General features: G+C 62.5%; 6 protein-coding genes and 1 pseudogene. All 7 read left to right on the top strand.

Features of this window, described 5'->3' with window-relative positions; all coding sequences use genetic code 11:
• The coding region (locus tag DBR24_RS25190; protein ID WP_256591820.1) for an NAD(P)/FAD-dependent oxidoreductase at positions 1–969 on the top strand (969 nt) is incomplete at its 5' end.
• Positions 970–990: 21 nt separating this feature from the next.
• The gene (locus tag DBR24_RS25185; protein WP_128616083.1) at positions 991–1917 is read left to right on the top strand and encodes an alpha/beta fold hydrolase; all 927 of its coding nucleotides are present in this window, start codon (positions 991–993) and stop codon (positions 1915–1917) included.
• Between the two features lie 189 nt (positions 1918–2106).
• Entirely contained in the window at positions 2107–3606 is a 1500-nt protein-coding gene (gene glcD, locus DBR24_RS25180) for a glycolate oxidase subunit GlcD (protein ID WP_128616082.1), read from the top strand.
• The gene (gene glcE, locus DBR24_RS25175) at positions 3606–4655 is read left to right on the top strand and encodes a glycolate oxidase subunit GlcE (protein ID WP_128616081.1); all 1050 of its coding nucleotides are present in this window, start codon (positions 3606–3608) and stop codon (positions 4653–4655) included. The genes glcD and glcE overlap by 1 nt, the downstream gene beginning before the upstream one ends.
• Positions 4656–4657: 2 nt before the next feature.
• Positions 4658–5878 (top strand): glycolate oxidase subunit GlcF, encoded by a 1221-nt coding sequence (gene glcF, locus DBR24_RS25170; protein ID WP_128616080.1) that lies wholly within the window; start codon positions 4658–4660, stop codon positions 5876–5878.
• 88 nt (positions 5879–5966) lie between these two features.
• The gene (locus DBR24_RS25165; RefSeq protein WP_128616079.1) at positions 5967–7355 is read left to right on the top strand and encodes a VOC family protein; all 1389 of its coding nucleotides are present in this window, start codon (positions 5967–5969) and stop codon (positions 7353–7355) included.
• Positions 7356–7718: 363 nt separating this feature from the next.
• A pseudogene (locus tag DBR24_RS33705) lies at positions 7719–7781 on the top strand (type VI secretion system tube protein Hcp); the annotation flags it as partial.

The following is a 7781-nucleotide window of genomic DNA, read 5'->3' as shown; positions in this document are numbered from 1 at the left end:
GACTACGACTATCGCGGTAAACGCGTGGCCATCGTCGGCAGCGGCGCCAGCGCGGTGCAGGTGATTCCGGCGATTGCCCCCGACGTCGCGCAACTGCACGTGTTCCAGCGCACGCCGCATTGGGTGCTGCCTCGCGCCGATCGTCTGTTCGGGCCGCTGCAACGCTGGCTGCTGGGTGTGAAACCGGCCTACAAGCTGTTGCGTTGGTTGATCTACTGGCAGTTCGAAACGCGGGTGATCGCGTTCAAATATTCGAGACCGGCCATCCGCATGGTCCAGCGTCAGGCCTTGCGTCTGCTGGAACGCCAGGTGCGCGACCCGGCGCTGCGGAAAAAGCTCACACCGGACTTCACCATCGGCTGCAAACGCGTGCTGCTGTCCAACACCTATTACCCGGCGTTGACCCGGCCCAACGTGACGCTGCACACCCGCGAACAAGGCATCACTTCGCTCGACGAGCGCGGCATCAACACGCAGGACGGCCAGCACATCGAGGTCGATCTGATCATCTGGTCGACCGGTTACGACGCCACCGACGGGGTGATTTCCTACCCGGTCAGCGGAAAAAACGCCGTGCAACTCAGAGATGTCTGGGCCCAATACCCACGCGCCTACCTCGGCACCAGCCTGCCCGACTTTCCCAACCTGTTTATCGTCACCGGGCCGAACACCGGCATCGGCCACACCTCGGCGCTGTTCATCATCGAGTCGCAGATGAACTACATCCTCGACTGCATCCGCACCGTGCAAGCCAAAGGCCTGCGCAGCATCGAAGTGCGCCCGGAAGCGGAACGTACCTACACTGAGATGATCCACCGGGAAATGGAACGCACGGTGTGGAAGTCCGGTGGCTGCCACAGTTGGTATCAAAGCAAGAGCGGTCACGTGATCGCAATGTTTCCCGGCTTCAGTTTCAGCTATCACCGCTTGACCCGGGCGCTGAAACCGGCCGACCACATTCTGTCCTGAACACGTAAAAGGAAGACGTCGATGCTTTTGCTGTTTGTCGCCCTCGCGGTTTTCGTGGCCTGGAGCTGGTTGAGTTATCCGGCGGTCGGTCATTGGCTGTATGACCTGAACATGGCCGTCGAGGCCAAACTGTACAAGCTGCACAAGATCGAAGTGCCGATCGCCGAGATGACCGTTTCGACCTGGCAAGGCGGGCCCTATGAAGCGGCCAGCGCCATCCTCATGCTGCACGGCTATAGCGCCGACAAGAACCTGTGGCTGCGCTTCTCCCGGCACTTCGTGCGCCAGTATCGGGTGATCATTCCGGATCTGGCCGGCCACGGTGAAACCGGCTTCAAGGCTGGCGGCGGCTATGACATCGCGGTGCAAGCCAAGCGCATGATCCAACTGCTCGATGTCTGCGGCGTGGAGAAAGTCCATGTTATCGGCAACTCCATGGGCGGTTACATCGCGGCGTGGCTGGCGGCAACCTACCCGGACCGGATCGCCTCGCTGGCGTTGATCGACCCGGCCGGCGTCACGGCCCCGGAGGCCAGCGACATGGAGCGCCACCTGGCCCGTGGGCACAACCCGTTCCTGATCCATTCCCGGGAGGACTTCCAGCGTTTCTACGCGATGACCATGGCGTCGCCGCCGTGGGTGCCGAAGCTGGTGCTGGATGCCATTGCTCAACGCTACGAACAGCAACGCGATGAACTGGAAGAGATCTTCCGCGATTTCCGCGCCAGTGAACCGATGGAGCCGAAACTGGCTGACATCAAGTGTCCGTCTCTTCTGCTCTGGGGGCGCAAGGACCGGCTGATCGACGTCAGCAGTGTGCCGGTGTGGAGCAAGGGCATCGCCAATCTGCGCGTGGAGGTGTGGGATCACGTCGGGCATATGCCGATGGTCGAACAACCGGGGAACACCGCGCGGTTGTATCGGGAATTTCTCGGCAACCAACGATGATCAGCAGGCCTCATCCGCCTCCTGGGGCGAAGGAGCGTGCTCCCGCCGGGCTGCGCAGCAGACCCACAGCTGACGGAGGGTTGCACCCGACAGCCTGTGCTGGCTGGATCAGGCCCGTTTTGCGCCCGAGCGCGAGCAAACGACTTCGCCACAGGGGTGAGCCTCTCTTACAAAGGTTGCGGGACTGAGATGAACATTCTGTATGACGAGCGCCTAGACGGGCCCTTGCCCAAGGTGAACAAGGCCTGGGTTCTCGAAGCCTTGCAACACGCCGTGCCCGATCTCGACATTCTCTGGCGCGACGACGAACTCAAGCCCTACGAATGCGATGGCCTCTCGGCTTACCGCACCACGCCGATGCTGGTCGCGCTGCCCCGACGTCTCGATCAGGTGCAGAGCCTGCTCAAACTCTGCCATCAGCACCAGGTCCCGGTGGTCGCTCGCGGCGCCGGCACCGGATTGTCCGGCGGCGCCCTGCCGCTGGAAAAAGGCCTGTTGCTGGTGATGGCACGCTTCAACAACATCCTGCACATCGACCCCGCCGCACGTACCGCGCGGGTTCAGCCCGGTGTGCGCAATCTGGCGATCTCCCAGGCAGCGGCGCCGTTCGGCCTGTATTACGCGCCGGACCCGTCTTCGCAAATCGCCTGTTCCATCGGTGGCAACGTCGCTGAAAACGCCGGCGGCGTGCATTGCCTGAAATACGGTCTGACCGTGCACAACCTGCTGAAAATCGAAGTGCTGACCATCGAAGGCGAGCGCCTGACACTGGGCAGCGACGCCCTCGATTCAGCGGGTTTCGACTTGCTGGCGCTGTTCACCGGCTCTGAAGGTTTACTGGGCATCATCACCGAAGTCACGGTCAAATTGCTGCCAAAGCCTCAGGTTGCCAAGGTGCTGCTGGCCAGTTTCGACTCGGTGGAAAAGGCCGGCCGTGCGGTGGCCGACATCATCGCGGCGGGGATCATTCCTGGCGGCCTGGAGATGATGGACAACCTGGCGATTCGTGCCGCCGAGGACTTCATCCACGCCGGTTATCCGGTCGATGCCGAAGCCATTCTGTTGTGCGAACTCGACGGCGTCGAAGCCGATGTCCACGACGATTGTCAGCGGGTGCGCGACGTCATGACCGAGGCCGGCGCCATCGAAGTGCGCCAGGCCCGTGACGAGGCCGAGCGCGTGCGCTTCTGGGCCGGGCGCAAGAACGCCTTCCCCGCCATCGGTCGCCTGTCACCGGACTATTACTGCATGGACGGCACCATTCCGCGCCGCGAATTGCCCGGCGTTCTGCAAGGGATCACGCGCCTCGGCGAAGAATATGGCTTGCGCGTGGCCAACGTGTTCCATGCCGGCGACGGCAACATGCATCCGCTGATTCTGTTCGATGCCAACCAGCCGGGGCAACTGCACCGCGCCGAAGCCCTGGGCGGGAAAATTCTCGAACTGTGCGTGCAGGTCGGCGGCAGCATCACGGGTGAACACGGCGTCGGCCGCGAAAAAATCAATCAGATGTGCGCACAGTTCAACAGCGACGAACTGAGCCTATTCCACGCCGTAAAAGCCGCGTTCGATCCACAAGGCCTGCTCAATCCCGGCAAGAACATTCCGACCCTGCATCGCTGTGCCGAATTCGGAGCGATGCATATTCACGCCGGGCAACTGCCCTTCCCCGAGCTGGAGCGCTTCTGATGGCTGACTTCGATGCCGCCAATGCGTTGCTCGAACAGGTCAACGAGGCCCGGGCCAACGCCACGCCGCTAAAAATTCAGGGTGCTAACAGCAAAGCCTTTCTCGGGCGCGAAGTGACCGGTGAAGTGCTCGACACCCGCGCCCATCGCGGCATCGTGCGTTATGAGCCGACCGAACTGGTGGTCAGCGTGCGCGCCGGTACGCCGTTGTCGGAACTGCTCGCGGCACTGGAAGCGGCCGGGCAGATGTTGCCCTGCGAACCTCCGGCGTTCGGCGAAGGCGCGACGGTCGGCGGCATGATCGCCACCGGGTTGTCCGGGCCGCGACGCCCCTGGTCCGGCTCGGTGCGGGATTTTGTCCTCGGCACCCGGGTGATCACCGGCCTCGGCCAGCACCTGCGTTTTGGCGGCGAAGTGATGAAAAACGTCGCCGGTTATGACCTGTCACGCCTGATGGCCGGCAGTTTCGGTTGCCTTGGCGTGCTCACCGAAGTCTCGCTGAAAGTCCTGCCCAAACCGCGCCAGTGCTTGAGCATCCGCCTCGATATCGACTGCGCGCGGGCGCTGGCCAATCTGGCCGAATGGGGCCAGCAACCGCTGCCGATCAGCGCCGCCTGCCACGATGGCGAGAGTCTTTATCTGCGTCTTGAAGGCGGCGAAGGTTCGGTGACGGCGGCGCATCAACGCCTCGGTGGCGAGCCACTGGATTCGGTGTTCTGGTGCGATCTGAATGAACAACGCCTGGCGTTTTTCAACGAAGGCCTGCCGCTGTGGCGCGTGTCCTTGCCGAACAATCTCGGCCCGCTGGAGCTGCCCGGCGAACAACTGATCGACTGGGCCGGGGCGCAACGCTGGCTGAAATCCGACGTCGAGCACATTCATATCCTCGCCCAGGCACTCGGCGGCCACGCCACGTGCTTCAGCCACGGCGCCAGCGAGTCGCCCTTCCAGCCATTGGCCCCGACACTGCTGCGCTATCACCGGCAACTCAAGGCGCAACTCGACCCGCAAGGGCTGTTCAACCCTGGCCGGATGTACGCGGAGTTCTAGCCATGCAAACCACCCTCAGCGAACAATCCCGACATCTGCCCCGCGCCGCCGAGGCGGAAAAAATCCTCCGCACCTGCGTGCATTGTGGCTTTTGCAACGCCACTTGCCCGACGTATCAATTGCTTGGCGATGAACTCGACGGCCCGCGCGGGCGCATCTACCTGATCAAGCAGGTACTCGAAGGCGCACCGGCCACCGCACAGACGCAACTGCATCTGGACCGCTGCCTGTCGTGCCGCAATTGCGAAACCACCTGTCCGTCCGGTGTCGACTACCACAACCTGCTCGACATCGGTCGCGCGGTGGTCGATCAGGCGGTGTCACGCCCGGCTGCACAGCGGCTGCTGCGCGAGGGCCTGCGCGCACTGGCACCGAATCCGCGACTGTTCAAAGGCCTGCTACAGGTTGGCAGCACTTTTCGGCCGCTGCTGCCGCGGATCTTTGAAAGCAAGCTGCCGCAGCATCTGCCGACGTCCGGGGTGCGCCCCGCCCCACGGCATGCACGCCGGGTGTTGTTGCTCGAGGGTTGCGTGCAGCCGGGGCTGTCGCCAAACACCAATGACGCCACCGCGCGGGTGCTCGACCGGCTCGGCATCAGCGTCACCCCTGTGGTCGAGGCAGGCTGTTGCGGCGCCCTCGACTATCACCTCGACGCCCAGGCCAAAGGCCTCGACCGCGCCCGGCAGAACATCGACGCCTGGTGGCCGCACCTGCAACACGGCGTCGAAGCCATCGTGCAGACCGCCAGCGGTTGCGGCGCCTTCATCAAGGATTACGGGCATTTGCTGGAAAACGATCCGGCGTACGCGGACAAGGCGCGACTGATCAGCGAACGCACCCTGGATCTGGTGCAGATCCTTGCCGGTGAACCGCTGGAACAGGCCTGTGCCGCCAGCGAACGACGGATCGCCGTGCATTGTCCGTGCACCTTGCAGCACGCGCTGAAACTCGGCGGCGCGGTGGAAGCACTGCTGACGCGCCTCGGGTTCAACCTCACTACCGTGCCGGACGGTCATTTGTGCTGCGGTTCGGCAGGCACCTATTCGCTGACGCAACCGACAATCGCCCGACAACTGCGCGACAACCGGCTCAACGCATTGGAAAGCGGCCGCCCGCAGTTGATCGTCACCTCCAACATCGGTTGCCAGAGCCATCTGGCCAGCGCCGGTCGTACACCGGTAATGCACTGGATCGAACTGGTGGATCAGTCGTTGGCAGAATGAAGTTCGTAGGATTCTTCGTTTGCCCGCGTGCGAGAAGGCTGCGATCTTTTCCCTCATCCATTCCGTGACCGTGGCAGGAATTTTTTTCATGACCGTGCAGCCGTTCATCAGCCCCGACCTGATCCGCCAACGCTTCTCCAAAGCGATGTCCGACATGTACCGCAAAGAAGTGCCGCTGTACGGCGCGCTGATGGAACTGGTGGAGCAGACCAATCGCGATGTGCTTGCACGTCAGCCGGACATCGCCCGGCAGCTCAACAGTAGCGGTGAAATCGAACGGCTGGACAGGGAGCGCCATGGCGCCATTCGCGTTGGCACCGCCAGCGAACTGGCCACCCTCGCCCGCCTGTTTGCGGTGATGGGCATGCAACCGGTGGGTTATTACGACCTGACGCCAGCGGGGGTGCCCGTGCATTCCACGGCGTTTCGTGCGGTGCATGAAGAGGCGCTGCAGGTCAGTCCGTTTCGGGTATTTACCTCGTTATTGCGCCTGGAGTTGATTGAGGATCCTGCGTTGCGCGCCTTCGCCGAATCGGTGCTGGCCAAGCGTTCGATCTTCACGGCGGCGGCCTTGCAGTTGATCGAGCTTGCGGAAACCGCCGGTGGCTTGAACGCAACGCAGGCCGAGGAATTTGTCCTGCAGGCTTTGGAGACTTTTCGCTGGCACCACAGTGCCACCGTCAGCGCCGCGCAGTACCAGACGCTGAGCGCCCAGCACCGCTTGATCGCCGATGTGGTGGCGTTTAAAGGTCCGCACATCAATCACCTGACGCCGCGCACCCTGGACATCGACATCGTCCAGGCACAAATGCCGGCGCATGGCATCACGCCCAAAGCGGTGATCGAAGGTCCACCACGGCGGCACTGCCCGATCCTGCTGCGCCAGACCAGTTTCAAGGCGCTGGATGAGCCGATCGCCTTCACCGACCAGCCTGAAACCCGTGGCAGCCACAGCGCGCGCTTCGGCGAAATCGAACAGCGTGGCGCGGCGCTGACACCCAAGGGGCGTGCACTGTACGACCGCTTGTTGAATGCCGCCCGCGATGAACTGGGTGACTTCCCCAACGAAGGCAATGCCGCACGCTACAACGCGCTAATGACCCGGCACTTTGCCGAATTTCCTGACAGCGTCGCGGGCATGCGTGAACAGGGGCTGGCGTACTTTCGTTATTTCCCGACGGCAAAAGGCCTGGCGGCGAGCGGGCTGGGCGAGGTTTCACTGGAGGATTTGCTGCGCGAGGACTATGTGAAAGCGGAGCCGCTGGTGTACGAAGATTTCTTGCCGGTGAGCGCAGCGGGGATTTTTCAGTCGAACCTCGGTGATGCCGCGCAGGCACACTACGGCGAACACTCCAATCGCCAGGCTTTCGAACAGGCGCTGGGGCGTTCGACCCTTGATGAGTTGGGGTTGTATGCCGAGACGCAGCAGCGTTCGCTCGAGGATTGCGAGAAAGCGCTGGCTGTGAAGCTGATCTGAGTACCCGGAAAAATCTTGTGGTGAGAGGGTTTATCCCTTCGCGCCAGAGCGATTCAGCGTAACCCTAACTGCGCAAGAAGTTGCGCACTGACGGGTGATTTTTCGCGGTCGATCTCGCTACAGCCCTTGATCTACAAGGGCTGTGGACGAGTGCGCAAGAAGTTGCGCAGTACTGCGCAACTTCTTGCGCACTTTTGCGCCCCTCCGCTCGTAGAATGCCTCCAAAATCGCCGACCAAAGCGTTTTCACCCAGAGCCTCCGGGGGTCTCGCAAAACCTGGCACGCTCCTTGATAACACTCAGGCACCCACCGGGCGATTTCGCCTCCCGGGCACCTTAAATTATTCCGCAAGGAGAGCACCCCATGGCAACACCAGCGTACATGTCGGTTACCGGCGAAAAACAAGGCCTGATCACTGCCGGCGCT

This window comes from Pseudomonas sp. HMWF006 (genome assembly GCF_003061205.1).
GTDB classification, from domain to species: domain Bacteria; phylum Pseudomonadota; class Gammaproteobacteria; order Pseudomonadales; family Pseudomonadaceae; genus Aquipseudomonas; species Aquipseudomonas monsensis.
The sequence above is the reverse complement of the archived record's forward strand: the minus strand, read 5'-3'. Positions and strand labels throughout refer to the sequence as shown.